We start from the raw sequence: 25,242 nt of genomic DNA on the forward strand, positions 1-25,242 counted from the left end.
CAACTCGATAGACGCAGCACGGGTCCGGCGTCAGTTCGCCTTGATGAAGTCGACAAACGCGCGCAAAGGCGCGGGCACCAGACGCCGCCCTGAATAGTAGAGAAATGGGCCCGGGAACGAGGGCCACCAGTCTTCGAGAACGGGTTCGAGCGCACCACTTTCGAAATGCGGGCGCAGCCAGTCTTCGAAGAGAGAGACCAGCCCGGTCCCTGCAATGGCGGCATCGACGAGAAGATCCACGGCCCCGCCGACCTGAACCAGCAACGGGCCGGCGGGATCGACGCGCACCACTTCACCATGCCGCTCGTATTCCCAGGGCGGCATCGCCCCACTCGCGAAACGCCCGCGAAAACACGCGTGGCCGAGCAGATCACGCGGATGCGCCGGCCGCCCGCGACAATCGAGGTAAGCCGGCGAGGCGGCAGTCGCGAAGCGCTGAGTACGCGGGCCGATCGGCACGGCGATCATGTCTTGCTCCAGCCGCTCGCCGTAACGAATGCCCGCATCGCATCCGGCCGCCAGCACATCGACAAAACTCTCCTCGGCGATGACTTCCAGCTGGATCTCAGGATAGGCGGCGAGAAACCCGGGCACGATGGCGGGAAGGATCAGGCGCGCCGCACTGAGCGGCACGTTGAGCCGAAGCGTGCCCGCCGGCCTGTCACGGAAGGTATTGACGACATCGAGTGCCGCTTCCACTTCGTTTAACGCGGGCCGCAGACGTTCGAGCAGGCGCTCGCCCGCCTCGGTGGGCACGACGCTGCGCGTCGTGCGGTGCAGCAGTCTTACGCCGAGCCGCGCTTCGAGCCGGCGGACCGCCTCGCTCAGCCCGGAGGCGCTGGAGCCGATGGCGCGAGCGCCCTCCCGGAAGCCCTTCGCGCGTGCGACCGCCACAAAAGCGTTTAAATCGGAGAGATCGATCTGCATTGTGCGCATCCTCGTACAACCTGTGCAGATTATGAGGGCTTATCGACCAGTGATTCAAGTTCTAAGCTCTGGTCGTCCACTGCAAGGAGAACGGTATGTCCAGTGTCCAGTCATCCGGCACATTCAAGCTCGGCGATTCCACCGTCAATCGGCTCGGTTATGGCGCCATGCAACTCGCGGGCTCCGGCGTATTCGGGCCGCCGAGGGATCGCAACGCCGCGCTGGCGGTATTGCGCGAGGCGGTCGAATCCGGCGTCAATCACATCGATACCAGCGACTTCTACGGTCCCAACGTGACCAATCAATTGATTCACGAGGCGCTGCATCCGTATCGCGACGATCTCGTCATCGTGACCAAGCTCGGCGCGCGTCGTGGTGACGACGCCGCATGGCTGCCCGCGTTTTCAGCCGAAGACCTGACCCGCGCGGTGCACGACAACCTGCGCAACCTCGGTCTCGACAGACTGGACGTAGTCAATCTGCGCAGCATGTTCGGCATTCACGGGCCAGCGGAGGGATCGATCGAAGCGCCGTTGACTGCGCTCGCCGAATTGCAGCGACAGGGGCTCGTGCGTCATATCGGACTGAGCAACGTCACGCCCGCGCAGATTGCACAAGGGCAACAGATCTGCGAAATCGTCTGTGTTCAGAACCACTACAACATCGCGCATCGCGCCGACGACGCCTTGATCGACGATCTCGCCCGCGACGGGATTGCCTATGTGCCTTTCTTCCCGTTGGGCGGTTTCACGCCGCTGCAGTCATCCAGCCTGTCCGAAATAGCTGCCCGTCTCGGGTCGACGCCGATGCAGGTCGCCCTTGCCTGGCTACTACGTCGCGCTCCGAACATGCTACTGATTCCCGGCACGTCGTCCGTTGCGCATCTGCGCGAGAATCTGGCCGCTGGCACGCTCGATCTGCCGGACGATGTGCTTAAACAACTCGATCGAGTTGGTAACGCCAGCGCTGCGGGGCACGAATGATTTCAGGCAATTAGCAATGCAAACTACGCCTGATTCGACAGCCACGAAGCGGATCGCAATTGTCACCGTGGGTAGCCGCGGGCTCGGCTGCAGCACGGTGCTCAATCTCGCCACGTCCGGAGGGTGACTCGATTTTCACCGACCACACGCGCGCGCGGATGAAGCCGCTTAGGTTGTCGATCTAATCAGGTAGGCCGGGGAGCGAGGCACTGGCCTTCAGGACTCCCGCCGCGCCACCGTTATCGCGCCAGCGGCAGCCCGGCACGGCCATCGCCCGTGGTCCAGCGGTCCCCGAAAACGAAAAAGTCCGCCCGCAGGCGCCCAACTGTTCACGTACTCGATACACGTTCGCCAGCACACATCGCTGTCCGGATTCGAGGAACAAAATGTTGTGCCAGGACCTGTGCGTCTTTGCCGGAGACCCTTTTGCACACAACAACAAACCGAAGCCTGGAAGGTTTGCGAGGCACTGCGGCGCTCGTCGTGATGTTCTATCACCTGGCTCTTTTGTCCCAGTCCTCGGGAATCGTACGAAACGGGTACCTGGCCGTTGACCTCTTCTTCGTCCTCAGCGGCTATGTGATCTGCACAGCGTACGGCGACAGGCTTTCCGGTGTATCCAATGTCACCCGGTTCGTCCTGCGGCGTATCGGACGCCTCTGGCCGCCCTACATCGCATCGACGGTCCTCTTTCTCGCGTACACCAACGTCTACGCACTATTTCAGATCGCTCCGGAGGTAGCGGCGCCCGGAACGCCTAGCAGCACGTCCGTATCGCCATTCGACGTATTCGCAGTCGCCACGATGGCAAATGGCTTTAGCAATTCCGGTGCGGCACTGCGCAACCCAGTTAGCTGGAGCGCAGGGGACGAGTTCTACGTATACCTGCTGTTCGCGGTGATTTGCGCAACGATTCCATCTCCACGACGTATCTTCGCGTTCGGGATTATCGCCACCGTTAGCTACGCGAGCGCAATCTACTTGAGCATCGACGAGTTTCGCTGCCTGACACAAGGTCCGTGCCTCGACCTCTCGTTTGGATCCGGCTGGACCCGCTGCGGCGCAGGCTTCTTTGCAGGATGTCTAATTGCGGAATGCAGCAATACGCGGATCATAAGCGCGCTCCGGAGCAGAACGCTGCAGCTACCGGTTTGCGTCGTGGCCCTTGTCTTCTGCGATATTTCCGACTGGAAAAATGGCATCGCATTGGCGGCGCCAGTTATCTTTTCCCTTCTGGTTGCATCGCTGCTAAATGACGACGGCCCGGTCGCGAAAGTGCTTTCTTCAAAACCAGCTCAGTTTCTCGGCCGCATTTCGTATTCGCTTTATCTTGGCCATGGAGCGCTATTGCCTGTGTATCTAAAACTCATCGCCACCACCGCAAACGCGTATTTGCGCGCCGCGTATTTCGTCTTTTTTCTGCTGGGCTTTTTTGAAGTGGCACTGCTGTTGCATCGCCACATCGAGGTACCGTTCAGGAATCGCTTCTACGCGTGGGCCGACACGTTACCGACACTACGTCATTGGGAAAAAACGCGTCCGGCCGCCAACGATTGAGCCGCGGGTACTTGCGATCGAGCGACCGCCCCCAAGGATTCCGCCTGGGGACACAACCACGCGGACACTAATCAATCTCAGGCCGGACGTGCATCGATCCACGCCCGCGCCGCTTCGAAACCCGCCTCTGCGGCAGCGTGCTCAGTCGTCCACAGCCGGTCTATATGGACGAGTTGCCAGTCCAGCAGGACCGCATCGCCCTTCAGCACGCGAAAATGTGCCTTCACGCCAGTCAGCACCTGCTCGACCGCAACCTCGATGTCGCAGTCCTTGTAGTGCTCCTCGTAGTCGCCCATGTCGAGGCCCTTCGGCTCCATGATCCCGTCTCCGTCATAAGCAGACAATCCATCCTAGCACTCCCCCGCGCGCGACCGCCCCGCCGTGAACACGTGCACCGACTTCACCAGCGTCGTCATTTTTGGGCGCCCTTTCACTTTCATAACGAGTACGACGTCCGAACGCACACAGCTAAAGTCGCAGCCGCAATGCGCCGATATAATGGCGCACACCCTGAACGGCCCAACAGGCCGCATCGGGCGCCACTTCGCACTGTTTTACGCGCCACGTGCCGATGCTTCGCACTTTCGCTTGTTTCATATGCAAAAACTGATTCTGCCGTTCGTATCGGGCTTTCTGGCGTCGCTGTTCTTTCGCGAAGCGACGCTCGCGCTGCTGCATGCGGCACAGTTCATCGACGCATCGGGCTTTTCGACACAACCGTTCTTGCCCCTCGGCTTGCCTGAGTTTCTCGTGAACGCCATCTGGAGCGCCATCTGGGCCGTGCCGATGGCGTGGCTGCTGCGCGTGTCGCCTTCGCGGCCCGCGCCGTGGGTGCCGGCATTCGTATTCGGCGGCCTCGTGCTCACGGCCGGGATGGTATTCGTCGTCGATCCGCTGCGCGGCATCTGGCCGAGCGGCAACATGCTGCCGCGCCTCGCGATGGGGTTTGCTTCGAACGCCATGTGGGGATGGGGCGCACTCGTGTTCATGCGCGCACTGATGAGCGAAACCGTCGAGGACTGAACGAGGCGCGCCTTGCAGACAAGCGCGGCGCGGCTCACTCCATCAAATCGCGCAGCGGATGGTCCTCGACCGTCCATGGGCTCCTGAACATCTTCTCGACGTCGCTCGCCGTCACATCCTCTACGCGAGCGAAACGCCACGTCGGAAGATTGTCCTTGTCGATGATGCGCGCGCGTATCCCTTCCATCACATCGCCCTGCGTGAAACTCGATCGCGTGAGATCGAGATCGCGGCGCAACACGTCCGCCATCGAATCCTCGGCGCGCGACACGACCTCCAGCGACACCGCCATCGACAGCGGCGACCGCTCGCGCAGCACACCGACGATTTGTCCGGCCCACTCGGCCTCTGATGCGTCGGGGTTTTCGGCGTCACGCGTTGCGGCTTCGAGCGACGCCACGATAGCCGGTACGTCCGTATGCGAAAAATGTCTGTCGATCCACGCTCGTGCACTGGCAAGCGCACAGGCGTCCACGGTCTGCTGCGTGACCTCGGGAGTCGCGACCTCGCGCCGGATACGCGCGACGAGTTCCGTGCCCGACGCGAACGGCTCCGTTTCCAGCGCATCGATGAGCGCGGGCCAGGCGGAATCGTCGAGATAAACGTCCGCGAGACCCGCGTAAAGTGCGCCGGCGGCGTCGATCGTCTCGCCGCTCACTGCGAGATAGCGGCCGAGCGCGCCTGGCGTGCGCGCGAGAAACCAGCCCATGCCCACGTCCGGAAAGAGGCCAATGCGCGTCTCGGGCATCGCCACACGCGTTGACGCCCCCACCACGCGCAGACCGCCCGTGCGATACGCGCCCTGCGAAATGCCCATGCCGCCGCCCATCACCACACCGTTCATCAACGCGACATAGGGCTTCGGATAGGCAAATATCGCGTGATTGAGGCGGTATTCGGTGGAGAAAAACGTGTCGAGTGCAGCCTGATCGCCGGCGCGGAACGACTCGTAGAGAAAACGGATGTCGCCGCCAGCACAAAACGATCGCGCGTGACGCGAAAGCACGACCACCGCGAGCACGTCCGGATCGTCGCGCCAGCGCACGAGCGCGGCGAGCATCGCGCTGACCATGCCCGTGGTCAGCGCATTGAGCGCCTGCGGACGTTCAAGCTCGATAAAGCCGATGCGGTTCGCTACGCGGGCGACGACGTACTGCTCATCGTCGCTGGCAGATGGGGGGACGTGTGACATGGCGACACGAGAAATCGAAAGTGCGATGAAAACACTCCTCGTTAGCGAGGCCAGGCTTGTGAGGCTATCACGTCGTCGATGCCTTTGTTCGCTTCGCGACAGGCGTTCCAGCGTCCGTTGGCGCGCTGGATTGCGAACCCGTCCAGGCATCCAGTGCCGCATCCACGACCTGCCCAAGCGGAGAGCGCGGAAACCCGGGACAAGTGAGCGAAAGCGCCACAATGCCGTGCAGCGTCGCCCAGAACGCCTCGGCGCGCGCCACACCATCGGCGCCATACAACGCATCGAGGGCATCGGCAAATAACGCCACAACCTGCCCGCCCGGATCCGCGGCGCCGGGCACGTCGATAAACACCGCCCGATAAGTCTGCGGATGCGCCCTCCCGAATGCCACATACGTCTGGGCGAGTGCGCGAATACGTTCGCGCGGATCCGTGATCAGCACGAGCGGTTCGAGCTGCGCAAGCAGTTGCGCATGCCCCTCGTGACCGAGTGCGCGCGCGATCTCGTCGCGGTTTTCGAAGTACAGGTAGAGCGACGCCGGTGAGTAGCCAATCGCGTCTGCGATCTTGCGCATCGATAGCGCCGTAAAGCCATCGCGCGTCACGATGCGCTGTGCGGCATCGAGAATGCGAGCTCGCAGCGCCTGTCGCAATTCCGGTTGCTGGACGGCGTTTGAGGGGTCTTTTCGGTCAGGTATTCCCATTGGGGGCGATTGTCGTTGTCGCGGGCGCGTGGGTCGAAGCGTCCCGGGCGGCTTTACGAGCCGAGACGTCCCGGGGGAAAGTGCCCGCTCTTGAGCAGGACGGGTGTGCCGTTGCTGAGTTCGAGGTGCGCGCGGGCCACCTGCTCGATGTGCAGGCGCCCGGCATCGAAGGCCTTCATCGACGCATCGCGGCTCGCCGCGGGCGCGCCGAAATGATCTTCGAGCGCCTCGACCGAAATCGCGCATGGAACGCGCGCGCCATCGACGAGTGCGGCGAACACCACAGTCAGATTCGAATCGCGATAGAGCGGCGCGTCGGAAGAAAAGCGGATGTCCATCTCGAGCCTCATCGGCCATTCATCGGAAGAAAATCCGCGCCGGCGGCCGGCGGGAATGACCGACAATGTTACGCCTTGCCCAACTGCACCGTCGCGAACGTGCGTGCGGGTGCGCACACGGAAGTAGCCGAGTGCCGCGGGCCACCGCGACATCTTTATCTGGCCGCGCGCCGCTCGCGAACGACGACGCCTCAGTGCGCTTCCATCTTCGAGAATAGATTGAGCACGACGACACCCGCCACGATCAACCCGAGGCCCAGCACAGCGGGAAGATCCGGCACCTGACGATAGAGCGCCATCGCGACCAGTGTGATGAGCACGATGCCCACGCCGGACCAAACTGCATAGACGATGCCCACTGGAATGGTCGTCAGCGTGAGCGCGAGCCCATAGAACGCGAGCGCGTAGCCCGCGACGACAATCACAGAGGGCACGAGGCGCGTGAAACCGTTCGATGCCCGCAGTGCGGACGTCGCGATGACTTCGGCGATGATCGCAATGACGAGCCAGGTCCACGCGTTCAGCCGCATTGCGTCACGCCTTTCCGAGCGCAAGCTGCGCGTAGTCGACGCCGAGGTGTGCGCACAGCGCTTCGACGACGAGTTCGTGATCGGCGCGCTGAGGCAATCCCGACACCGTCACCGAGCCGATCACCCCTGCCCCCTCGACGGTAAGCGGAAACGATCCGCCGTGTGGCGCATAGTCGGCAACGGGCAGGCCGTGCTTGTCGGCGAGCGTGGTGCCCGCCTGCTGCATGCGCAGGCCGATCGAATACGAGCTGCGCCGGAAGTGCTCGACGACGCGCGACTTGCGACGCACCCAGTCGACGTTGTCGGGCGTCGTGCCTTCAAGCGCGCTGAAGAAGAGCGGTTGCCCGAACGTACGCACATCAATGGCGAGCACCAGCGAACGCGCGAGAGCGAGTTCGTGCAGATGAGAGCCGAGCGCCCACGCGCGGGCTGCGTCGAACCGGGGAAAGACGAGCACCTGTTCTTGCGCGGCGATCGTCTGAAGATCGTGAGCGATGTCCATGGAGACGAACCGTAGTGGTGACGGCACTGCTGCAACGCCGGGACGTAGCTGCCGGGATGTAAGCTGGCGCCGACTGGATTCACGATTCTAGCCTGGCCCCAGATCGTTTCGCTGCGGCAAGCGTCTCTCAATCGGCGTGCAATCGCGGTGTTCAATCGCGGCTTGCAATCGATTTGCAGCCGATCTGCAATCGGCTGGAAGGCGAAACGTGGATACATGTTGCAATGACGTTTCAATTGCCTTATAATCTTTTTTCTTCGACGGACGCGGGGTGGAGCAGTCTGGCAGCTCGTCGGGCTCATAACCCGAAGGTCGTAGGTTCAAATCCTACCCCCGCAACCAAGCCCAATAAGGCTTCCAGCCGTTTTGTGTCTTCATGGACGTCCCCGGCATTCTACCGTTAGGGCAAACTGAGGGCAAATCCGGCGAAAAATTGGCAAAATTTTTCGTCACTAAAGAACCCGCCTTGAGCGGGTTTTTTGTTGCCCTGCGACACGCCGCACCCCCACACTTTCCCCCTGCCTGTTTCCTTTTTACCGGCTCGCTTACGCGGCTGTATGGTCTGTTACCGGGCTTGTTTTCGTCCACAGAATCACTACGCTTACGGAGTGTTCGCGCGCAGCTTGCGGACCCCGTACTGTGCGCATTGCCCGGTAAACGATGGAAACGAAAACGACTTCGGACGCGCGGAATTCCCGCTCGCACAGATTCGTTTTATTGACCATCAGGAGGCATGGCAATGTCGTATGGTCTGGATTTTTCACTGGTCCGTTATATAACCGACGAGCGCGGCAAACCCACCGAAGCCATTCTGTCCATCCCGGTATTTTCGGCCCTGCGCGGATGGTGGGAGACGGGGCACCGTGCGCAGACTGCCCGCATTGAAGCCGGCACACGGCCCGGCGTGTATCGCAGTGCGCTGGCACAGATTGTTCCAGATAGCACAGCCGACGCAGCGCCCGACCCTGGGAGCCGGTATGACCGGAAATGGGAAGCGCTGATAGCCCGCATGCCGGACGAAAGCGAACCCGTCATCGACGCGCCGCCCGCGTCACCCCCCGCCATCATCCCCCCTGCTACGCAAGACACGCACCCCGCCGCCGAACCGGCCGCCCCTGTGGCGAAGGTCGAGGCGCGCGACTACTTTCCCCACGAGTTCATCGAAGCGCCGCCGTCCGCAGTCGCGGCATTGATCGGGCGCGGCGTTCCCGTGCTGCGCGCCTGGCGCAAGTATCGCGGCTGGACGTTGCGCGAGCTTGCCGAACTGAACGGCACAAGCGTATCGAACATCAAGAAGCATGAGCAAGGCACGCGCAAGCCGCTGAAAGAGACGCTCGCCATGTTCGCGCGCCTGTTCGATTGCACGGTCGAGCAACTCACGCCGAAGCCTGGCAACAACACGACGCCACCGGTTGCGATGAATGGGAATGCACCGCACAAGGTAATTGCGGCCATGCCCGCGCGTGTCATGCGACGCGAGCCGCGCGCGCCGGACGATACCGATTACCCGGACGCGGTAATGGCGCACATGCTGGCGGGTAAATCACCGCTTACGGCATGGCGGCTTTATCGTCGCCTTTCGGTTGCCGAACTGGCCGGGCAATACGGATGCGGGCGCGAAAACATGCGCACACTGGCGGGCGCGCGCGTCTTGCACCAGGGCACGATTACGAAACTGTGTGCGGTGCTGCGCTGCAAGCCGGAACAAATGCTAAGACCCGAAGGGCTAGACGTTGAGCTGGTCGCCCGTGCCCGTCCATCGCGCGCAAGTCAGGGATTTAAACCTGGAAATCGCGACGGCCGCGAGGCTCGCACGGCCTGATTCCGCGAACGGCAAACACGACGCGCACATGGCGCTTTTTTTGTATTGTGGGAGTTCCGTAAAGAAGCGTATTTGCATTTTACGTACCTGGATGGAAACCTTATAGCGGCTCGCAAACTGCATTGCTATAGTGCGCACGATGAAGCCGGGAGAAGGCACGATGGCACAGACAGGCGCTAGAAAGAAAGGCGGCACGACCGCGCAGACCCACGGCGCGGGCGCGGGAGTGCGACGTGATCGGCTCGCATCGCCGACGAAAAAAGTCAATCTCACATTCGATACGGACCTGATGCAACGTGTCGAAGCCCACGCGAAGCGTCTGGGAATTTCAAAGGCTGCGCTCTTATCAATCGCCGCGAGCATGTTCATGGATAACCTACTGGATAGGCGACGCGAATGAGCAAACGGTCTGATGTGTTCATTGACGCAAGACTGTATGAGCGTGTAAGAAAGTACGCGCAGCGGGAAGGCTTGACGCCCGAAGAAGTTTTTTGCGAGAGTGTCACGGCCTGTATGCGGCATATCGAGCGTGGCAAGGCACTTTCGCGGGATACAACGGCCGTGCGTGCTGTCTGCGAGGCGAACGGATGGACGGATTACCGCGTCTTTCCAAGCGGGCGCGACGCATGCGTGGCGCGTTGCGCTTTTGTGTCCGCGATAATTGCCGATCTGACGATCGACGGCTACGGGGAATTGTGGTGCTATCCGACCGTCGAGCATTCACGAGACGCACTCGCGGCATGGGACGGGGCCAGGGATAGCGAGCCGCCAGGCTGGCACACTCACCCGACAAGCGGGCGAAAACGGCCGAACGGAGACGCGACGCGCGAATACAAGGGACGATGAGCGCGTGCCGTGAATGCGGGGGCGAGCGACGAAAGACGCGCGCCCGCAAAACACCGGCAAGCGTCCCGCGACGCGCGGGGCGCAAGCGGTCGGCGCGGGCGTCCGGCCGGGCGAATCCCGATTGAGGCGGGTTCGCTCGCGGGCGTTCTTTGGCGTCTGAAACTCCACGGCGTCGCGTTGTGTATTGATACGCCCGGCGAGCGCCGCGCCTGTCACCGGGCCATCGCGCGGATTGCGGAAGTCGATCCGCTTCGACATTACGATGTTGTGACGGGCGATGGAAACGCGCACACATGCCCGCCTGAAGTTGTGTATTTCCTGCACGTCAGACGTACCGCGTGATTTTTGTTCATGCGTGCGGCCCTTCGTCCATGCCGGCGGCGATATCGCCATGCCGCGCCCATACGGCGAACGCAAAGGCGAAATTGAGCAGGACTTCAAACGGCAACGCGTAGCGATGGACAAGGATCGACACGCATACGGCCGAAGCCATGCTCGCAACAAGCGTGCGCGCAATCGCCATGCGCAAGGAAATATGCCGCCCTGCCTGCGCGTGTGGAAAGCCGACGAAATACGCAATCGACGCACAGGCCAATGCGTTTGCGACTTCCCACCATTCGCTAACGGGGTTCATGATCCTGGCCCGGCGTATCGTTGCCCGTAATCCGCTTGCGGGCTTCGTTGCCAATGCGGCTTGCGAGTGACGGAAAGAGCTTTTCAGCCTGGCGGAATGCCGCAATCAGTGCGCCCACGACAAGCGCGCTCGCGAGCGCACCGGCAAGCATGTTTGGCATGATCGGCACGCGTTCATGGACCCAGGGCGCGATGCCGTAACCCAGGACCGCGGAAATGACGGCATAGGCGTATTTATGCCAACGTCGCGATTCGGTCGTTTCGAGCAGATAGACGAACGCGCCGCACACGTTGCCGACCGCAATAGCGGCGTGTACTTCGTCGCCATTCCACAGGCCGACAAGCGCTTCCCACATGGCACGCCACCCTTGCACACGGCGCGGATCAGGCAAGACCAAGCGCGGTCTTTGCGGCAGCGTAGTATGTTTCGCGCTTCGCCTGTTGATCCATTGCCGGGCCGTTGATAATGCGCGTGGTTCTAGCGAAGTCACGCGCGTCGGCCGCTTCGTTGCAACCGTTCGCGCGCCAGAACCACCCGGCCGAGCGCGCGGCGAGCGTATCGTCGGACGCGAGCAAATCGGGATGCGCGACAAGATCAACGCCGAGCGCACGACCGCATGCACGGTAGTTGTCGAAAAACGTTATCTGTTTCAATCCACGGCCGCGATAGCGCCATCCGTCACCGCTTGAAGCGTCGCCGTTACCGTAACGCCCACCGTAGGCGAGATTCGCTATCTGTTGTTGCCGTGCGGGCGGCACGGTCTTTTCGTCCGGATGGCGGCCGAGCGTCGCGCGCATCGACGCGGGCACGCGCGAGAAAATCGCGAGCGCCGCGGGCGCGTAATTGAACGATTCGACAAGCTGCGTAAAGCCCCCTGATTCGTGGCGAACCTGCGCGATAAATGCGGCCTGTCTCGCGGGCGTATTGATGGTGAATTCGGACATTGCGGCCGACACGGGCGCGAACCATCGCGCGGCGAGCGTATCGGAAAGCGCGGCGGCGCGCTGGAAGGTTTCGCGGTCCATGATGGCTCCAGACGAAAAAAAGCCGCCCGATATTGGGCGGCCTGTTCAAGCGGAAAGCGGCACGGCTACGGCGTGCCCCAGTAGTGTTTCTGGCTCGCGTATAGCGCGGTTTGATCGGCCGCCGCGAGCAACGCGCCGAACTGGATGACTTCGCAGAATGTCGCCGCCGCCCCCGCCACTTCGGAGAGCACGCCCGCGAGCATTAATTGCGTACCGTCGCCGCCCGATCCGATCGAGCCGCTAGTCGTGGTCCCGTTTACAACAATGCTGCTGGAAGTCGCGTTGTAGTTTTCCGTGACGCTGTTGATTGCCCCCGCTGTAACGGTATTGCTTGACGTGAACCCCACGTTGTAGTCGTACATCTGATATTTGAGGTTCACCGCGTTAAGCGCAATCGCCGAATAATTCGTGCTACCCGTCATTACCGTAAAGGTGCTGGAAGTCGCCCCGGCCGGAATGCCCGTTACGCTTGCGCGGCTGAATGGTTGTTGACTGATGGTGAGCTTGCTTGCGTTCGCCAGGAGGTTCTGGAATGAGCTTGCGGTCGCACCTGAAAGCATGGCGGGCCGTGCCGATCCGCTCGCCGCGGTATTGAGCGCGCCATTCGTGACGATTTGCGGTTGCTCTGTGGCGACACTCCGCACGAGGTTCGATGCGCTTGACGCGTTCGCGGTCTGGTCGTACAGCGTCGTTACAAACCCGTTCGCCGTGCCGACGAATGCGAGCAATGATGCGATATCTAGGTCGCCCGTTGCCGTAAAGCCGATATCGGCTGTCGCGTTGTCACTGTCGCGCCTTACATTCACGCATGGCCCTGTGTATCCGCCGCGAAGGCATCGCAGACTCCACGCCGCCACTACCGGCGTAGTGAGACCGTCGAGCAGGCCGACACGCGAGACGATACCCGCGGCATAGTGCGCCGCGATCTGTTGCGCCGACAATGCATAGGCATACACCGCGACTTCGCCAATTACGCCATTCATTGCGCCAAGCGTCCAGCAAGTGGTTCCAATGAACAGGCCTGTGGTTGGCGTGGCATTCGCTGCAGCCGTCCATGTGCTTGCAAGCGCGGCACCATTTACATACATGCAGATGGTGCCCGCGTTGTACGTCAGCACAATGTGCGCGGCTGTACCGGGGATGGGCGCACTACCGGATGACGGGATTTTTTCGTTATAGTTTTGCGGCCAGAACTGCAACGCGTTGGTGAGGCCATCTACGGCGGGCGAACTGAAGGCCCCCCACTGGAAACCAGGTGAAGAGCTGGTCGCGTTAGGCGCGTTGTCCAGAAACGAAACGCCGTTGGTGTGGCCGGAGCCGGAAGGCTGTTTATACGATGCTACATTCACCCAGCATTCAACAGACCATGCCGAACCCGCACAAAACTGCGCCGCGGCGCTTACGTCAACATACGAATTCGACGCGCCGGTAAGCCCTGCATATGCGCCGGGCATGCCCGGCAGTAGCAGACCGGATGCGAGTTGCGCCCCGGCCTGGTATGTGCCGTTGCGGCCATTCCCCGAGATATCCGCCGCGACCGTACCGCTCGTCTCGTTGAGCGGCCAGTACGCATAGGGACCGTTCGCGAGCACAACGCTGCGGTAAGGGGATGGCGTCTGCCAGTAGCTGCACTGATCGGTCAACAGTGCGCCCTGATCGCTGGCGGAGAGCGCCTGGGCGAATACCATGGCTTCGCCATACAGCGCCTCGAAATTCCGGTAGCCGCCCCATCCGTAACCACCCACGGCCATCGCGCTTGAACCGAGCGCGCCTGATCCGACTGAGCCTTTTGTGGTCGCGGAGTTGAACGCGCAGGAACTGGCGGCTGCGTTGAACAGTTCGAGAATCGTCCCTGACGAGCCAGCCGTAATTCCGTTGATTGCCGCAAAGCCCGCATTGGCGTACATCGTCAACTGGCCAGCACCTGTGTCGTACAGCTCGACCGAAGTGGAATTGCTGTTCAGCAGGACTGGATTCGGATACGCGCCGATCGGTGCGATCGGGAATGACACGACCGACGACCGGGTAAGCGGTTGCGCAAAGGTAAGCGAGGCCACCGAGGCAGCCGTCGAAAGCACCTGCCCGTTGGTCGGCGATGCTCCCACGGTGCCACCATTGGTTGACACGGCAGGCCGCGCGGCCTGCGTCAGCAGGTTAACGACTGTACCTGCATTCACGATCTGCGGCTGAAAGGCAGTGGTCGTTTGCGTCAACGACGCTTTGTTGCCGGTCTGGTCATACCATGCCGTAACGTATCCGTTCGCGCTTCCCACGAACGCGCGCAGCGCGGCCACATTCAGATCGCCTGCGGCGGTAAAGCCGATATCCTGCGTCGTGTTGTCGGAGTCGCGCCGCACATTGATGCACGGTCCCGCATAGCCGCCACGAAGACGGCGCATGCTCCACGCACCCGCCGCAACGGTCGTGAGCTTGTCGAGGATGCCGACCCACGGCGGCGTCGTGACCATGAGCAGACGGCGGGCCAGGTAACTCATTGATTTTGTCCCGCCACGAAGCCGTAATACGTCGAGCCGCCGTCCTGCGTATAAATCACGAAAGTATCCAGCTTGCCCGCTGCGCCGCTCAGTGACGGCGCGATGCCTTGCGGCCAGTGGATACTGGACGGCCATATAACCGCCGAGCTTGCGGCGTTATGCACGACGAGCACGAATTCCGCGAGCGTGCCCGATGCGGGCGCGTTGGCGATCGTGAGCGCGCAATTCGTGCTTGCCGCAATCGGTAGATTAAAGAGGATTTCGGGCGCACCCTGTGAAAGCGGCGTGAGGTCGAGCGTGACGCTTGCGGCGGCCGTGAGGTTGAGAATGGTTGTCCCGGTTGCTCCCGCGTTGAGTGTGCCGTCCGCTTCGACCGTGAGGCCCGTCCCTGGCTTTACGCCGCCAATACTTTCTGTCGTGGCGGGCGCGTTGGCAACAATGATCGAGCCATAGGCATCCGTGAGCGCGATGCCGATATCGGCCTGCAACAGCTTGAGCAGGATTGCGCCGGACGTTGCGCCGCTCTGGTTGATGATGGAAACCTGTGCGCTTGTCGGCCCCTGCGCGTTTTGCGCCTGGACGGTCACGTTACCCGTCGAGTCCGGTTGCTGCGTACAGACCGTGCGCAGCGCAGCGGCAAGCGTGCCATTGGGCGCTATGGTCGTGCCCGCGCCCGCAATCACGCCGCCTGGTGTGCTGGTTGTCGCGGGCGGCAATGCATATTCGGCGGGAATGGCCGGCTTGTCGATCAGGTCGTTATAGTCGCCGCTTGTCGCGACGGTCGCGAGATTCGGCAAGCCCGCCAGGTCGTGATACTGGCCCGAAGTTGCGACAACGGCGAGTGCGGGCCGTCCGAGCAGATCGCCGTATTGGCCGGTCGTGGCAACCTTCGCGAGTTGCCCCATGATGTTTTGCGTAGTCTGCGCAAACTCGTTCGCGAGTACCGCCGCAAGCTGGTTGACCTGGGTGTAATCGGGCGTGCCCCCTAACGAAACAATGACGTTACGCAGTTCTTCGGAAATGGCGTAATACCACCATTCGCCCGGCACGGTGCCGTTGATGCCCGCCGCCGGATTGCCGTTAGCCGGATAGCCGCCCGCATTGCTCGCGGGCACGGCGGGGGCATCCGGCACCGCGCCTGATTGCCAGTAACGATCCATCATGCCACCCGCACGCAGAGCGAAAACGTGTCACTGCCGCTTGAGAATTCGCCACAGCCCATCCATGTTCCCGCCAGGGTCGGCCCGCCAGGACGCACAGAGGGATTCGTAATCATCTGTCCCGCGCCCAACGCGCTACCGATAATGATGAAGTTACCGATGCCGCCCAGCGTCAACGGCTGAAGGTTATTCGGCGTCCATGCATTGCTTACCGCGCTGTTGATTTCGTTTTGCAGGTTGGCAACGTTGGCCTGCAGTTCGGCCTCGAAAACAAAATGTCCTTCGTCGCTGCTATCAATCGTTGCCCGCAGCCCGCCGCCGTCCCAGCCGATATAAACCTTGTTGGTGACCTGGCCGATGCCGCCGCCCTGTTGTACGGGAGTAAAGCCGAGCGGAGCCTGCACGGCGGGCTTGTTGAGAATGGCCGCGACGCCCGATGATGCGTTCCAGTCTGAATTGACCTGTGCGGCGGGAATCGTTGGCTTGTTCGTCAGGTCGTTATAACTGCCCGTTGTCGCGACCTTCGCAAGCTGGCCCGTTGCATTGCTGATGGACTCGGAAACCGAAGCAAGAATCGCATTCGCAAGCTGGTCTACCTTCGTGAAATCCGGCACGCCGCCGAGCTTCACGATTGCATTGCGTATCTCTTCGGTTATCTGGTGATACCACCATTGCCCCGGCGTGGTCGGCGGCGTAACCGTGGCGGGGTTCCCGTCCGTGGGATACGTGCCTGATGTCCCTGAAGGCACGGGCGGCGCGGTTGCAAGCGCGTTGGTTTCCCAATAGCGGTCCATGAATGCCTCACATCACGAATACTGGAAAATGAGCACGGTATGCGCGGGGGCGTAGCGCCGTAACAGGCATTCGAGAACCTGTTCCGTTGGCGTCGTGCCGAGAAAAGAAAGTGCTTCCTGCACAGGGCCGTCTACCCTGTGCCATAGCACGCCAGGCGTACCGATGATTTCGACTTTCCATGCAAAGGGCCAGTCAAGCCCCGCAATCGGCGCGGTCACGGGACTGAGTACCGTATGGACCGCGTATTCTGTTATCTGGATGTCGTAGCCGAGCAGAAGCGCGAACGATTCGAAATAAGGAATGCTCTGGCCGCCCGTGCTGATGAGTTTTGCAACGACCTGTTGCCGGTTTTCCGTGTCATTGGCGAACGGCCCGAAACACGCATCGGGTAGCCCCAGGGTTTCGTCCCATTCCGGCAAAAGCTGGTCGGCCGTTGCGGGAAAGCCCGCCGCGATCAGCGTAAGCGCTTCGCTGTCGATACCTTCGGCCGTGACGGCGAGCGCATCGAGCACGGCCGCTTGCGTGCCTTCGTCTTCGCGCGTCCATACGCGCCCGCGCGGTAGCAGTTTGCGCAATACGTCCGCATAGTCGGTCGCGCTGTTGCGTGCGGGCACGATTACCGGCGCATCGGGATTCGTACCCATGCGCCTAGCTCCACGTCACCACGCCAAGCGCCGGTAATGCGCCCGAAGGCAGGGAAATATCCTGGGTCGGCGAGAGAACCAGAAAATCGTTGACGCCCGGCACCGACGAAACGGCGCTCCACAGGTGCGCGACGATCACTTCGCCGCCCGGCTCGCCGTCCGTGACGAGCTGCGCCGCGAGCGCCGCCGATACCGCGTCCTGGTATTGAACGGCGATACCCTGCACGCTGATATCGACGTGATACGGTACGGGCGAAACGACATAGACAAGCGCCGTGACCGGGCGCACGGGATAGATGGCATTCGCGACGGTCAACTGGTCGCCGCTTGCGGTCGGCCCGCGTGTTTCGTCCGTCGCGCATCCGTTCGTGCCTTGCGGAAACCCTTCATACGCCGAATTCGCGGCGTCCATCATGATCCAGACAACCACGGAGCCGACACCGTAGCCGTTGCCGACACACCATGCACGCGTGACACCGGGAACGGCGAGCGCCCACTCTACATAGTCGTTCTGGTCGCCGCCCTGTGGCGGGTTCTGGTAGACGTACAAAACCCGGCTGCGGTAATCGTCGTTACTTTCGATATCGGCCCCGCCGAGAAACGCCGTTGAGGCGTAGCCCGTCGAATCAATTCCGGCTATGGCATTCGATAGCGTAAATGTCGTGCCTTGCGCACAATCGCCATTTGCACCGGTCAGCCCTTGCGGATCAGGTACGGCCGAAGCCGGCACCGTGACGGAGCCGCCCGCGACCTTGCCCGCATCGGTCGTTATGTAGGCTACGCCGTCGCTACGCTGCACGGCCGCGCCGATGGCTATTAAGTTGCCGTTTGTGCCCGTGAAAACAATCGAGCCGGACGCCTGCGCACAAGGCTTGCGAGTCACGCCTTTAAGCGCGCCCCAGGCTTCGAGGTATTCATCCGTTGCGGTAAAAGGCGTGCATTGCAGCGCGATCCAGTCGAGATAGCCGTAAAGCATGCACGCGAGCGCGGCGTCGATATCCGCGATTACGCGCAGATTCGAAAAGCGTAGTAATGCGTCCGCGCCGGGAAGTTCCGCATTAAGCTGTTGCGCGCTCGCGTTGCGTAGCTGCGTGAGCGTTGGACGCGAGAAAGGCATGATGCGAAGGCGCGGAACTCAGGGAGGTCATGCGCCGCGAAGCGGCGTAACGGGTCAGCCGGTCCACACCTGGGGGAAATTCATCGCGACGCGCGAGCCGTCCGCGCGGTTTGCAGTCACGGTAAGGTCGAGGCGGTCAGGGTTGATCCATTGCGCCGTGATATCGAATGACGCGACTACGCCATCGTCAATCATCCATTGCAGCGCTTCGGCGGCGTAGTCCTGCGCGCGTTGCGGCACGTCGAGCGGGCCTTTTACGCGGCCAAGCAACCACAGGCGCGAACCGATCGGATAGCGCGCATCGTCCCCCCACCATCCGCGCCGGTCGCCATCCGGCGTGATATCGGACGGCAGCGCGACACGATCGGTAAAAAGCGATATCAGGACCGCGGTCTGGAGGTCGTTTCCCGCAAGCAATGCCGGGCCGTCCAGTTGCCAGTCGCCGAGCATGAGGCCGATATCCCATACGGTCGTGATATCGGGCATGGTGCGCGCTTACTGTTGCTGGTTTGGCGGGTTGGTCGTGAACGAATCGCCGTGACTGTCCGTGCCGTTATGTTCGTGTCCGTTGTACGTCGCGCGCATGGATTGCATGGACTTCGCGCCGCCCTGGTCGGATACGTTCTGCGCCGCTGTAATGCTCTGTCCGCTGGTTATGTTGCCGTCCACGTTCAGCGCGCCCGTGCAATGGACAACGGGCGAATCGACCGTGATTTCCGGCGTATTGGTGAGCTTTATCGGGAGGCCGCCGCCGCTTATCACGATGCCCGAAGCCGTCAGATAGACGGATTGCCCCTTGTTGTCGCTTATCGCCACTTCGCCGCTTGCCAGTCCGCGCATACGGTATTGCTGGTTGCCGCACGCAATTACCACGCCGTTAGTCCGGTTGCCCGCGAGAAACAGCGCTACGGCGTCCGATCCTTCGGGCGGGTTGGACTGGAAACCATATTCGGCCAGGCGCGGCGTGTTGTTGCGCGTTTCGGTCTGCGATAGCTGCATCTGCACGCTCTGCGATGCGCCGTTATCGTCAATGCGCGTGAGCCGCCCGCGCCCGAGCGTGCGCACGATGCCCCAGTAGAGCGATTGCATGTCAGACCTGGCCGAGCGCGGCGGCGGCGTCCTGTGGCAACGGCATGTAGAGAATCGGTTCAGGCTGGAAGGCTTGCGGCGGCATGAGCGTAAGTTCGCATGCCGAGCCGTTCATGTCGCGCCGGTAGGTCACTTCGCCGATGGTGAATTTTTGCCCGTCGATCAGTTTCAGTTGCGGCATGGAAAGCGCCGCGAGCGTGTTAGGCGCGTAGAGCGCGCCCGCTGAGTCGCGCCAGCTTGAAGCCGTCACCGCTACGACATTGCCGCGGCCAATGCGCCGGTTGCATTCCCACAGGGCATGGGCTTTCGATACCGTGTCCCCGGCGTCGCCCGTTTCAGCAATAAAGGCTTTCGGGCGGAAGCGCGGCACGGTCGTATCGTTGACGATATATTCGGTTAGCGACTGCATGCCGATATCGTTAAGAATGCCGGTTCCCACGGGATAGACGCGGTATTCGCTGAAACGCTGCGCCATATCGCGCACATAGGCCGCGCGTTCGCAGTTCACGCCGAGCGCAAAACCGCCCGCCGCTTCGAGCGTCGAGAGCGGCCCGATTACCAGGTCGCCGTCCGCGTCTTCATAGCACAGCAATTGTGCGACCTTGCACAGTTCGTCAATCTTGTTGTATGGCGTATCGCCCACATTCAGATTGACCTGTGGATGAATCATTCCCGGCGAAAACGCCTTGACGGAAACACCAAAAGGCTTGCACAGTTGCGCCGCAATAGCGGCCGTGCTGATGTTCACGAATTCGAACGAATCGAACCATGCGGAACAGTCCACGATATCCGCGCACTTGCCGCGGCCCGAAACAGAGAGTGCGTGATTGTGTGCGTCGATCTGTTCGCTAACGCGGTCCACATAGCCCGTTATTACGGCATCGCCACCGATCGCGAGCACGCACGCGTCGCCTTCCATGATGAGCACGTCAGACGTATGCGGATAACGTTCCGTCAGGCCGATTTCGAAGTCGGCCGGTATGCGCTCCATGCCGCGCGTCACGCGAATCGAGGTCCAGCCCGCGGTGGTCTGTCCGCCCACCGTGAGGGATACATCGTTGGACATATGAAAGGCTGGCCCGAGAGCAAATTCTAGTCCTGGCCCTTGGGTTATTTCGTTCGTTTACCTATCCTGATTGGCAGTAACCAACAGGGAGCCATCATGGCAACGAAGACGAGCAAGCCAGTTAAACACGCAGCAGGCGAAGCACTGCGTAATCCATCATCGGTCACAAAAAAGCAGGTACAGAAAATAGCCGCGTCGGTTGAAGCACACATCCAGCCGCGAGGCAAAAAGGCGAAAGGTAAATGACAGATAATCCATGCTCGCCGATAAAGGCGGGAGACTATCTAATCAAACCAAAGGCGCAACTTATGGCCGATGGCATATACGGCGCTGGAGTGACGATCCAGCGCGACAAGGCAAACGAGACGCTGGAACAGCGCTTCGACGCGCAACACTGTTTCCCTACGGAAGCCGAAGCATGCCAGGAAGCACGGCGATTTGGCTGGGCGTTGGTCAATGGTGATGTTGCGGGCCTGGAAATCTAGGACCGGCCCAAAGTCCATCAAATGACAGGCGCGCGGAACGCTGCGGGCGCGAAACAGGGATTCACCGGGTCGATCTGCTGGAGTAGCGCACCGTAACGCGTTACGTCCTGATAGAGCTTCTGTGCAATTACGATCACGGGAAGCGATGCGCCCATCGTGACTGTCTGCATGATCGCGAGCGATTCGCCGCGCGTGGTTAAATCCTGTATCACGGCGGTTTCGAGTGCGCCGAGCGCTTCGAAGGTCGCATCGTCGCCCGTGTCGGCCGCGATCACGATTTCCGCGTCGAGCGCGTCGCATACGGTTTGCCGCAAGGTCTGCGCATCGTTATAGGAGGTCAGCGCATAGCCTGGCGTACTGTCGGCAAGCGCGATCACGGCCGAGCGGCGAAGCATCGCCGTTACGCCCGCATTTGCGACGGTAAGCGTAGGCGTTGCGCGTGTCTGCGCGGTCGTTTCGGCCTGGAGTGTCGCGAGGGATTGCACGGCTTCATGCGGGTCCGGGTTCGCGGTCTGCACCGCCGATACAAGCGACTGTGCGGCGCTCGCCATGCCGTTGTAATCGGCAATCGACGCGGCCGACACAAGCGCGTTTCCGCTTTCTGTCACGGCTTCGCGCGCCTGAGCGCCCGCGCCGCTGAGTTGATCTATCGTGGTTGCCGGATTCTTTACGCCCGCCGTGAACTGGCCGACGAAGCGCCCGTAATCGCCTTGCAGCGTCGCGACCATCGACACAAGCGACGTTGCGCGCTGCGTAATGGTCTGCGCGTCCACGACAAACGCTTCGACTGTGCGTTCGATTTCGCCCACCAGCGGCGGTGTCGTCAGTAACGCCGTCATGCTGTTGACGAAATCCTGTGCGGCGGCAGCATACGCGGCGATAACCGATAAGCCCGTCTGCGCCTGGGTCGCAATGGTGAGCGTCGGAAACTGTTCCGTGCCCGCCTGGATAAACGAAAAGCGCAGTTCAAACGAACGGCCGTGCTCGCTGGATTCTTCGCACTCGAATTCGAGCAGGGACGCGGTAACGCGGCCGAGCGATGGGTGTACGAGTTCGCCGTCGCCCTTGTCTTCGGTTTCGCACGCGGCAATCATCGCCGCGCGCTGCGCGATCACGTCACCGCCCCCATAGGCGGCATCCTGCAACAGAAAGCCCGTCAGCGTAATGCGCCGACCCGCGCGCCCCAGGTCTTCGACCCACACATCGTCCCGATACGGGTACTCATGCATCGCGACGCGGCGGCCCGCCCTGAGCGTCGCGCCACGCACCGCGAACGGCACACCGCGCCAGCTTGCCGTCTGGAGTGCCGAGAAAAACGGCCGGTTAATCGCACCCATATTGCGCCCATGCTGCACTACAGTTACGCCGCCGCGGGCGGCGCAAGCGGCCGTGCAATATTCACGCCCGTAGGCGTTTCTGTGCGAACACTGGTGCGCCCGTCGCGTTCGACGTGAATCTGGTTACTCACGTTGACAACGGGCGGCGCGACGTTCGCCATAGGGGGCGGCGGTGCGTTCAATGGCGGCATGGGTTCGCCCGAATCCATCGCGCCCGCGGCGTCGCCGCCGTAGGCGCGCAAGGCCGCCATTACCTTTGGCCCGTATTGCTGCGTTTCGAGCGGCGCATTCGCCATGCCCTTGCGTTCGAGGTTGCCTTCGCCCCAGTTATAGGCCGCAAGCGCTGCGGACAGATTGCCGTGATAGCGCTGCATGAGGCCACTGAGTTTCTTTGCCGCCGCGCCTGCTTCCTGGCCGGGGTCCAGTGGATTGATGCCGTACTGTTTCGCCGTGGCGGGCATGAACTGGAACAGGCCCTTTGCGCCCGCGGGAGACACGGCCGAAGCGTTGCCTTTCGACTCCACCTGAGCGACGGCCGAAAGCAGACCGGGCGGCAAGCCGTACTGTTTTTCGAGGCCCGCGAAATCCAGGCTCTTCGCCCATTGCGTCACCGTCGCATTTTTTGCGGCGTCGCTGGGCTGGAAGTTTGCGCCGGTCCATTGCCCGCCCGAAGCGGCTTCGGCGGCGCGGATGCGCTTGAGGTTGTCCGCTTCACTCTGGCCGCCGAGTTCTTCGCTATGCAAGCCAAGGTACGCACCGACCGTAACCGGATTGATAAAGCGCAGCGCGCCGCCCACGACGCGCGCGAGCAGACCGCGCCCGATCGTTGCACCGGCCGCGCCCGCACCCGCCGTAGCAGTTGCCGCGGCGGCCGTTTCAGCGGCCCCCGCGCCCGCGGCGGCGGCGGTTCCTTCGGCCGCGCCCGCGGCCCCCGCGGCGGCCCCTTCGGTTGCTGTCGCGGTTGCCGTTGCCGCTTCGCCTGCCGCGGCGGTCATGGCTTCGGCCGCTGCGCCCGCCGCTGCACCCGCGCCGCGCCACATTCCAATCAAGCCCCAGATACGCCAGCCGAGCGCTACGATGCTTCCTGTGCTGGAAAGAATCGAAGTGATAAAGCCGCCCGCCATGTAGAGCGCGAATACTTCGACGACGGTCTGGAGTCCGCCGATATGGTCGATAACCTTGACGACCCATGAGGCAAGGTCAATCAGTTTGTCTATCGCATGGAAAAGCCCGTCCGCGAATTTGTCGAGATCCACCTTGCCTAATGCATTCGCGATGCGCTCAAACAGCGCGCCGACTTTCTGCGCGATGAGTTCGCGATTCTTCGCAATCCAGTTCGTTATCTTGTCGATAAACGGTTCGAGGATTGGCGCGAGCTTGTCGGCAATCGAGGCTTTCAGACCTTCAACCGCTTCGCCCATCTTCGAGAACGAAAGCGCGAAGCCTTGCGCGCGTTCCGCCATTTGAGGCGTGAATTCGCCGCGCAACTGCCGCGCTTCGGCTTCGTATTCCTGCATGCCCTGGCGGCCCCGGATCAGCATGGGCATAAGCTGTTCGACGCCAAGCGAGCGTGCGAGATTGCGCGCCGCAGCCGGGTCGCGCTTCTGTATGCGCTGCATCCGGTCGGCCAGGTCGTACATGGCGGCCTGGGTATCAATCGCGCCGCTCTTCGTGGCCTTTAGCCGGATGCCGAGCGCCTGGAGCGTCGCAAAAGCAGCCTGATTCCGGCCCCATCGCGCGTCCTGTAACGTGTCCTGGAGTGACTGAAAACCGGCCGTCATACTCTGCGCCGACACGCCCGCGAGATTCGCCGCGCCGCGCATCTGCGTTAGCTGGTTGGCCGTAATGCCGAGCATGCGGGACGTGCGCTCAGTTTCCGCGCCCATCCGTTCCCACTGCGTCACCATCTCCGTTAGCCCCGCGATCGTCCCGCCGCCCACGATCGCGAGTAGCGGTGCGCCCATCTTCAGGACGCTGCGCGCGGCCTTGTCCGCTTCCTTCGCCACGTTGCCGAGGTTCTTTGATACCTTCGTGAATCCCGTTGCGTCCGAGAGTCCCTTTGCACTCTTCGCAAGCGCCTTGTATGGCGCGGTCATTTTTTCTATTTTCCTGTTGATACGGTCCATCGTGGCCGTGGCCTTGTCCACGGCCGATATCGTGTAGGTAATGGTTTTCGCGGCCATGATTCACCCGTCGCGGTGCATGTTTCGCGCGATACGTCGCGCCTGTTCGTGCCACTGCGCTAACTCTGTCCAGGTCAGCGCGCCCGCGTCGCGCGGTCCCCAATGAAAAAACCACGTTACGTCCGCGATTACGTCGCGCAGATTCGGCGGGACTACTCGAAAAAAGCGGAAAGGTACTTGTTGCACGCGTTGAAGTCGCGCGCGCCCATCTTTCCCACGGTCGCGACTTCGATATGGCCGATGGTGGAAATAAGGTTTTTCATGGCACGCACTGCGCCGAATTTCTGCGCCTCTTCGGTGACTTTCGCGATTTCATCGACGGTCGGCTCGCGAAGAATGACTTCGCTGATACCGTCAACGGGCGCAAGCAGCTTGATGGTTTCGCCCATGATGTGTTCTCCGTTTATTGCTCGGTCACGGAGCCGCTGAACCCTTCGAATTTGACTTCGAAGGTTGCATCGGGCGTCTTGACTTCCTGCGCTTCGACGGTCCACATATTCCGGCCGATAACCGTTTTCGAATTCGCCAGTTCAAGCGTTACGGTTACGTTCGTCATGGCGTTAAAGTCAGCAACGGTCAGCGTCCCGGCATCGCGGAATGAACCGGATATGAACGGCGCGCGCGGCTTCTCGCCGTACCCGTGTACGCGGTCCTGGCCGATGAGCGATTCGCGCTCCACGTCGCCGGGCGAATAGGTCAGTTCGCCCGCAAGCATGTAGCTTTGTCCGTCAACGGAGATATACGCGATGCCCGCTAACCGGTTAGTGGTATCTGGCATGATTGCCC

The 25,242-nt window shown here is 61.8% G+C and carries 30 protein-coding genes and 1 tRNA gene; 8 read left to right on the forward strand and 23 right to left on the reverse strand.

Annotated elements, in window-relative coordinates; genetic code table 11:
• Positions 1 to 30 precede the first annotated feature (30 nt).
• The gene (locus tag L0U80_RS08210) at positions 31 to 927 is read right to left on the reverse strand and encodes a LysR family transcriptional regulator (protein ID WP_233863455.1); all 897 of its coding nucleotides are present in this window, start codon (positions 925 to 927) and stop codon (positions 31 to 33) included.
• 95 nt (positions 928 to 1,022) lie between these two features.
• Between L0U80_RS08210 and L0U80_RS08215 the strand changes: the two genes are divergently transcribed.
• A complete protein-coding gene (locus L0U80_RS08215) occupies positions 1,023 to 1,910 on the forward strand; it encodes an aldo/keto reductase family oxidoreductase (RefSeq protein WP_233863456.1) in 888 nt (295 codons plus the stop codon).
• A 276-nt stretch (positions 1,911 to 2,186) separates the two neighbouring features.
• Complete coding sequence (locus tag L0U80_RS08220; RefSeq protein WP_308444847.1) at positions 2,187 to 3,467, forward strand: acyltransferase family protein; 1,281 nt, start codon at positions 2,187 to 2,189, stop codon at positions 3,465 to 3,467.
• Between the two features lie 77 nt (positions 3,468 to 3,544).
• Here the strand turns inward: L0U80_RS08220 and L0U80_RS08225 are convergent, their stop codons facing one another.
• On the reverse strand, positions 3,545 to 3,784 hold the full coding sequence (locus tag L0U80_RS08225; RefSeq protein WP_233863457.1) for a hypothetical protein: 240 nt from the start codon (positions 3,782 to 3,784) through the stop codon (positions 3,545 to 3,547).
• Between the two features lie 280 nt (positions 3,785 to 4,064).
• Between L0U80_RS08225 and L0U80_RS08230 the strand changes: the two genes are divergently transcribed.
• On the forward strand, positions 4,065 to 4,490 hold the full coding sequence (locus L0U80_RS08230) for a hypothetical protein (protein ID WP_233863458.1): 426 nt from the start codon (positions 4,065 to 4,067) through the stop codon (positions 4,488 to 4,490).
• Positions 4,491 to 4,524: 34 nt separating this feature from the next.
• Here the strand turns inward: L0U80_RS08230 and L0U80_RS08235 are convergent, their stop codons facing one another.
• The 5 genes from L0U80_RS08235 to L0U80_RS08255 form a co-directional block, all read right to left on the reverse strand.
• Complete coding sequence (locus L0U80_RS08235; RefSeq protein ID WP_233863459.1) at positions 4,525 to 5,682, reverse strand: enoyl-CoA hydratase/isomerase family protein; 1,158 nt, start codon at positions 5,680 to 5,682, stop codon at positions 4,525 to 4,527.
• A 67-nt stretch (positions 5,683 to 5,749) separates the two neighbouring features.
• Positions 5,750 to 6,337 (reverse strand): TetR/AcrR family transcriptional regulator, encoded by a 588-nt coding sequence (locus tag L0U80_RS08240; protein ID WP_308444848.1) that lies wholly within the window; start codon positions 6,335 to 6,337, stop codon positions 5,750 to 5,752.
• A 104-nt stretch (positions 6,338 to 6,441) separates the two neighbouring features.
• Complete coding sequence (locus L0U80_RS08245; RefSeq protein ID WP_233863460.1) at positions 6,442 to 6,879, reverse strand: DUF1488 family protein; 438 nt, start codon at positions 6,877 to 6,879, stop codon at positions 6,442 to 6,444.
• Positions 6,880 to 6,917: 38 nt separating this feature from the next.
• Positions 6,918 to 7,250 (reverse strand): DMT family transporter, encoded by a 333-nt coding sequence (locus L0U80_RS08250; RefSeq protein ID WP_373322191.1) that lies wholly within the window; start codon positions 7,248 to 7,250, stop codon positions 6,918 to 6,920.
• A gap of 10 nt (positions 7,251 to 7,260) precedes the next feature.
• Positions 7,261 to 7,758, reverse strand: coding sequence for a heme-degrading domain-containing protein (locus L0U80_RS08255; RefSeq protein WP_233863462.1), 498 nt, complete (start codon positions 7,756 to 7,758; stop codon positions 7,261 to 7,263).
• Between the two features lie 265 nt (positions 7,759 to 8,023).
• Between L0U80_RS08255 and L0U80_RS08260 the strand changes: the two genes are divergently transcribed.
• The 3 genes from L0U80_RS08260 to L0U80_RS08270 all read left to right on the forward strand — a co-directional run bounded on the left by L0U80_RS08260 (position 8,024) and on the right by L0U80_RS08270 (position 9,980).
• Positions 8,024 to 8,100 (forward strand) — tRNA-Met (locus L0U80_RS08260).
• A gap of 397 nt (positions 8,101 to 8,497) precedes the next feature.
• The gene (locus L0U80_RS08265) at positions 8,498 to 9,580 is read left to right on the forward strand and encodes a helix-turn-helix domain-containing protein (RefSeq protein ID WP_233863463.1); all 1,083 of its coding nucleotides are present in this window, start codon (positions 8,498 to 8,500) and stop codon (positions 9,578 to 9,580) included.
• A 160-nt stretch (positions 9,581 to 9,740) separates the two neighbouring features.
• Complete coding sequence (locus L0U80_RS08270; protein ID WP_233863464.1) at positions 9,741 to 9,980, forward strand: hypothetical protein; 240 nt, start codon at positions 9,741 to 9,743, stop codon at positions 9,978 to 9,980.
• A gap of 795 nt (positions 9,981 to 10,775) precedes the next feature.
• Here L0U80_RS08270 and L0U80_RS08275 read toward each other — a convergent pair.
• From L0U80_RS08275 to L0U80_RS08325, 11 genes are all read right to left on the reverse strand, one after another.
• Positions 10,776 to 11,060 carry a hypothetical protein gene (locus L0U80_RS08275; RefSeq protein ID WP_233863465.1) on the reverse strand — a complete coding sequence of 95 codons (285 nt, stop codon included), beginning with the start codon at positions 11,058 to 11,060 and terminating at the stop codon, positions 10,776 to 10,778.
• A complete protein-coding gene (locus L0U80_RS08280; RefSeq protein ID WP_233863466.1) occupies positions 11,047 to 11,415 on the reverse strand; it encodes a putative holin in 369 nt (122 codons plus the stop codon). Before L0U80_RS08280 ends, L0U80_RS08275 begins: the two co-directional genes overlap by 14 nt.
• Before the next feature lie 28 nt (positions 11,416 to 11,443).
• Positions 11,444 to 12,085: a glycoside hydrolase family 19 protein gene (locus tag L0U80_RS08285; RefSeq protein ID WP_233863467.1), complete on the reverse strand. Its 642-nt coding sequence runs from the start codon at positions 12,083 to 12,085 to the stop codon at positions 11,444 to 11,446.
• A 65-nt stretch (positions 12,086 to 12,150) separates the two neighbouring features.
• Positions 12,151 to 14,580, reverse strand: a complete 2,430-nt coding sequence (locus L0U80_RS08290; RefSeq protein WP_233863468.1) for an arabinofuranosidase catalytic domain-containing protein — start codon at positions 14,578 to 14,580, stop codon at positions 12,151 to 12,153.
• The gene (locus L0U80_RS08295) at positions 14,577 to 15,743 is read right to left on the reverse strand and encodes a hypothetical protein (RefSeq protein ID WP_233863469.1); all 1,167 of its coding nucleotides are present in this window, start codon (positions 15,741 to 15,743) and stop codon (positions 14,577 to 14,579) included. Before L0U80_RS08295 ends, L0U80_RS08290 begins: the two co-directional genes overlap by 4 nt.
• Complete coding sequence (locus L0U80_RS08300; protein ID WP_233863470.1) at positions 15,740 to 16,534, reverse strand: hypothetical protein; 795 nt, start codon at positions 16,532 to 16,534, stop codon at positions 15,740 to 15,742. Before L0U80_RS08300 ends, L0U80_RS08295 begins: the two co-directional genes overlap by 4 nt.
• A gap of 12 nt (positions 16,535 to 16,546) precedes the next feature.
• The gene (locus L0U80_RS08305) at positions 16,547 to 17,179 is read right to left on the reverse strand and encodes a YmfQ family protein (RefSeq protein WP_233863471.1); all 633 of its coding nucleotides are present in this window, start codon (positions 17,177 to 17,179) and stop codon (positions 16,547 to 16,549) included.
• Between the two features lie 4 nt (positions 17,180 to 17,183).
• Positions 17,184 to 18,296, reverse strand: coding sequence for a baseplate J/gp47 family protein (locus tag L0U80_RS08310; protein ID WP_233863472.1), 1,113 nt, complete (start codon positions 18,294 to 18,296; stop codon positions 17,184 to 17,186).
• Between the two features lie 54 nt (positions 18,297 to 18,350).
• Complete coding sequence (locus tag L0U80_RS08315; RefSeq protein ID WP_233863473.1) at positions 18,351 to 18,782, reverse strand: phage GP46 family protein; 432 nt, start codon at positions 18,780 to 18,782, stop codon at positions 18,351 to 18,353.
• A gap of 9 nt (positions 18,783 to 18,791) precedes the next feature.
• Positions 18,792 to 19,385, reverse strand: a complete 594-nt coding sequence (locus tag L0U80_RS08320; protein WP_233863474.1) for a phage baseplate assembly protein V — start codon at positions 19,383 to 19,385, stop codon at positions 18,792 to 18,794.
• A gap of 1 nt (position 19,386) precedes the next feature.
• Positions 19,387 to 20,451, reverse strand: a complete 1,065-nt coding sequence (locus tag L0U80_RS08325) for a phage baseplate assembly protein (protein ID WP_233863475.1) — start codon at positions 20,449 to 20,451, stop codon at positions 19,387 to 19,389.
• Between the two features lie 96 nt (positions 20,452 to 20,547).
• Here L0U80_RS08325 and L0U80_RS08330 point away from each other — a divergent pair, with 96 nt between their 5' ends.
• Complete coding sequence (locus L0U80_RS08330) at positions 20,548 to 20,697, forward strand: hypothetical protein (protein WP_233863476.1); 150 nt, start codon at positions 20,548 to 20,550, stop codon at positions 20,695 to 20,697.
• Complete coding sequence (locus tag L0U80_RS08335; RefSeq protein WP_233863477.1) at positions 20,694 to 20,936, forward strand: hypothetical protein; 243 nt, start codon at positions 20,694 to 20,696, stop codon at positions 20,934 to 20,936. Before L0U80_RS08330 ends, L0U80_RS08335 begins: the two co-directional genes overlap by 4 nt.
• Before the next feature lie 17 nt (positions 20,937 to 20,953).
• On the opposite strand, the gene L0U80_RS08340 is transcribed toward L0U80_RS08335, so the two are convergent.
• The 5 genes from L0U80_RS08340 to L0U80_RS08360 are packed head-to-tail and all read right to left on the reverse strand — an operon-like array spanning position 20,954 to position 25,234.
• Positions 20,954 to 22,273, reverse strand: a complete 1,320-nt coding sequence (locus L0U80_RS08340) for a DNA circularization protein (protein WP_233863478.1) — start codon at positions 22,271 to 22,273, stop codon at positions 20,954 to 20,956.
• A 23-nt stretch (positions 22,274 to 22,296) separates the two neighbouring features.
• Positions 22,297 to 24,456, reverse strand: coding sequence for a lytic transglycosylase domain-containing protein (locus tag L0U80_RS08345; RefSeq protein WP_233863479.1), 2,160 nt, complete (start codon positions 24,454 to 24,456; stop codon positions 22,297 to 22,299).
• A 3-nt stretch (positions 24,457 to 24,459) separates the two neighbouring features.
• Entirely contained in the window at positions 24,460 to 24,642 is a 183-nt protein-coding gene (locus L0U80_RS08350; protein WP_233863480.1) for a GpE family phage tail protein, read from the reverse strand.
• Positions 24,609 to 24,845: a phage tail assembly protein gene (locus L0U80_RS08355; RefSeq protein ID WP_233863481.1), complete on the reverse strand. Its 237-nt coding sequence runs from the start codon at positions 24,843 to 24,845 to the stop codon at positions 24,609 to 24,611. Before L0U80_RS08355 ends, L0U80_RS08350 begins: the two co-directional genes overlap by 34 nt.
• Positions 24,846 to 24,859: 14 nt before the next feature.
• Entirely contained in the window at positions 24,860 to 25,234 is a 375-nt protein-coding gene (locus L0U80_RS08360; protein WP_233863482.1) for a phage tail tube protein, read from the reverse strand.
• Between the last annotated feature and the right edge of the window lie 8 nt (positions 25,235 to 25,242).

It is taken from the genome of Paraburkholderia adhaesiva (assembly GCF_021390575.1).
GTDB lineage: Bacteria > Pseudomonadota > Gammaproteobacteria > Burkholderiales > Burkholderiaceae > Paraburkholderia > Paraburkholderia adhaesiva.